General features: G+C 73.4%; 2 protein-coding genes and 1 pseudogene. All 3 read left to right on the forward strand.

What is annotated here, in order from left to right:
* A partial coding sequence (locus IH13_RS36735) for an ATP-binding cassette domain-containing protein (protein ID WP_031081289.1) occupies positions 1–940 on the forward strand: 940 nt, incomplete at its 5' end.
* Between the two features lie 108 nt (positions 941–1048).
* Positions 1049–1903 (forward strand): DUF4132 domain-containing protein, encoded by an 855-nt coding sequence (locus tag IH13_RS0104865; protein WP_031081291.1) that lies wholly within the window; start codon positions 1049–1051, stop codon positions 1901–1903.
* Positions 1900–2768 (forward strand): annotated as a pseudogene (locus IH13_RS0104870) (hypothetical protein); the annotation flags it as partial. The gene IH13_RS0104865 and the pseudogene IH13_RS0104870, both read left to right, overlap by 4 nt.

Here is a 2768-nt window from a genome sequence, read left to right on the forward strand (position 1 = left end):
CCGCCGTATCGGCTATGTGATCCAGCAGGTCGGCCTGTTCCCGCACCGGACCGTGCTCGACAACACCGCGACCGTGCCGTCCCTGGTCGGCTGGAAGCGCGAACGGGCCAGGCGGCGGGCGGCGGAGCTGCTGGACCTGGTGGGCCTGGACCCGAAGACGTACGGTCCGCGCTACCCCGCCCAGCTCTCCGGCGGGGAGCGGCAGCGGGTGGGGGTGGCCCGCGCGCTGGCCGCGGATCCGCCGGTGCTGTTGATGGACGAGCCGTTCGGGGCGGTGGACCCGATGGTGCGCGAGCGTCTGCAGAACGAGTTCCTCAAGCTGCAGTCCGCGGTCCGCAAGACCGTCCTGCTCGTGACGCACGACATCGAGGAAGCGGTCCGGATGGGCGACCGGATCGCGGTGTACGGAAAGGGGCGCATCGAGCAGTACGACCGGCCGGGCGCGGTCCTCGGCACGCCGGCGACACCGTACGTGGCCCGGTTCGTCGGTGCCGACCGCGGCCTCAAGCGGCTCTCGGTCACCTCGATCGAACCCGAGGACCTGGAGGAGCCGCCGACCGCGCACCTGGGTGAGCGGGCGGAGGCGGCCGCGGCGCGGCTGGCCGGCCTGGGGGCGCGCTGGGCCGTCGTCCTCAACGGTGAGGGGGATCTGCACGGCTGGGTGGGCACCGAGACCCTGCGCGGCGCCGGGGCACGTGGGACGGTGGGCGACCTGGCCCGGCGCATGGACGCGTGGGTGCCCGTCGGCGCCCCGCTGAAGCAGGCCTTCAGCGAGATGCTCCAGCACGATGCCGGCTGGGTGGCGGTGCTCGACGGGGCGCGCTTCCTCGGCGTCCTCACCCCGGCGAAGCTGCACGAGGCGCTCCGGCGGTCGGTCGACGCCGACGCGCGCGGAGTAGGCCGGGACGAGGTCTCGTTCGACTCGGTGTCGGACGCCTGAGACGGCCCGTGCGAACGGGCGCGTCAGCTGAGCGGCGCTTGCCAGTCGATGTCAGTGGTCCCACTTAGAGTTCCTGTCACTTGATCACCAAGGTGCGGGGAGGCACTCATGGGGTGGGTGACGGCGGGCGCTTACGAGATCGCCCTCGACGACGGCAGGGTCGTGTGCCGCAACGCGGCCGGGCGGCGGCTGAAGTCCGTTCCGGCCAAGCTCACGGACGATCCTGCTGTCGTCGGGCTGCGGCAGCTCGCCGAGTGGCTCGAGCGGCACGAACAGCAGTGCCTGGCCGACGTGGAGCGGTGGATGGTGCGGTCACTGCCGGTGCCACGGGCCGTGGTGACGCGTGTCTGGCCGGACCCCGCCTGGCAGGCCGCCCTGCGCGACGTCGTGGTCACCGGGCCCGACGGGGAGGTCGCGGGCTTCCTCCGGGACGCGGACCCCGAGCACGGCCTCGGCCTGGTGGACCTCGACGGCGACACGGTCCGTACGGCACCCGACGTCCTGCGCGTCCCCCACCCCGTACTCCTCGACGATCTGGAGGACTTGCGGGAGTTCGCCGTCGAACTCGGCGTCGAGCAGCGGGCCCGGCAGCTCTTCCGTGAGGTGTGGCACCGTCCGGCGGCCGTGGACGCCCGGAGCACCCAGGTCGAGGAGTACGCGGGCGGCTCGTTCAAGGAACTGCGCTTCCTGCACGGCAGGGCGACCCAGCTGGGCTACCGGGTGCGCGGCGGGCACGCCGTGTGTTCCGTGCTGGAGGAAGGAAGCACCGCCGAGGCGCGCGTGTGGATCGGCGACTACGACGGCTACGAGGAGACCGAGACCGGCCCGCTGACATGGGCCGGCCCCACGGGCCGCGCGCTGGAGATCGGCCAGGTGGGACCCGTGGCGTGGTCGGAGGGCATGCGGATGGCCGCCGCCCTGTACGCCGGGCGGGACGTCGAGGACGAGGAGCGGGCGGCATGAGCACGACGTACGAGGACACCACCGCGGCCGCGCTGCTGGAAGCGGGTGCCGTACTGCTCCCCGGTACCACCACGCGCGAGGACGCCGACACCCTGACCGCCCGGTCCTACGGCCATCCCGCGCTGGACGGCCGGCGGGTGGTGCGGCTGGTGCCCGGCACCCTCGGTGAGGCGGAGGACCTGGCGCTGGAGTTCCTGGGCCTGGCCCGCGAACCGGAGACGCCGGAGGTCGGGCAGGTGCGCCGGGAGACCCTCGGCTTCCCCGCGTGGGCGCTGGTCAACGACCCGGCCAACGGGCACCACGCACTGGCCCTGGTCAAGGACGTCGAGCGGCTCGCCCGCCAGGCCAAGACCCGTCCGGGCAGCGCCAAGGAGGGCTTCGAGGAGCTCGGTGCGCGGCTCGGCCGGGCCGTTCCCCACTTCCTGCCCACGTTCTACGAGCAGGCGGCCCGCGTCTTCCTCCGGTACGAGAACACCACGTACGCCTCGGCCTTCTTCGGCAAGGCCCGCGAGGCCGAACGCGTGCACGCCCTGGCGGTGGACGAGGAGCGGCAGCGCGCGGTCTTCCTGGAGTTCGCGTTCGCCGGGGCGCTGACGGTCAAGGCGCTCAAGGAGTACGTGAGAGACCTCTCCCGCCGACTCGACCCGGCCGCGGCGTGGACGCAGTTCCGGCAGTTGATCGTGGAGCGCTGTGCCGCGGGCATGCCCCCGTACGCGTCACTGCCGCAGGACGCCCGCGGGCTGATCAAGGCCGCCGGTGCGGACCGCGTGGCCGAGGAGTGCGCCCTCGTCGCCGACCTGTTGGCCTCGCCCGCCGCCGTCCGCGCCCCGGCCTCCTTCTGGGCCGCCTACCGGTCCAGGCTCCC

This window comes from Streptomyces sp. NRRL WC-3549 (assembly GCF_000721935.1).
GTDB lineage: Bacteria > Actinomycetota > Actinomycetes > Streptomycetales > Streptomycetaceae > Streptomyces.

Coding starts and splice junctions, on each gene's coding strand:
- IH13_RS0104865 (WP_031081291.1), top strand. CDS start 1,049: ATGGGGTGGGTGACGGCGGGCGCTTACGAGATCGCCCTCGACGACGGC.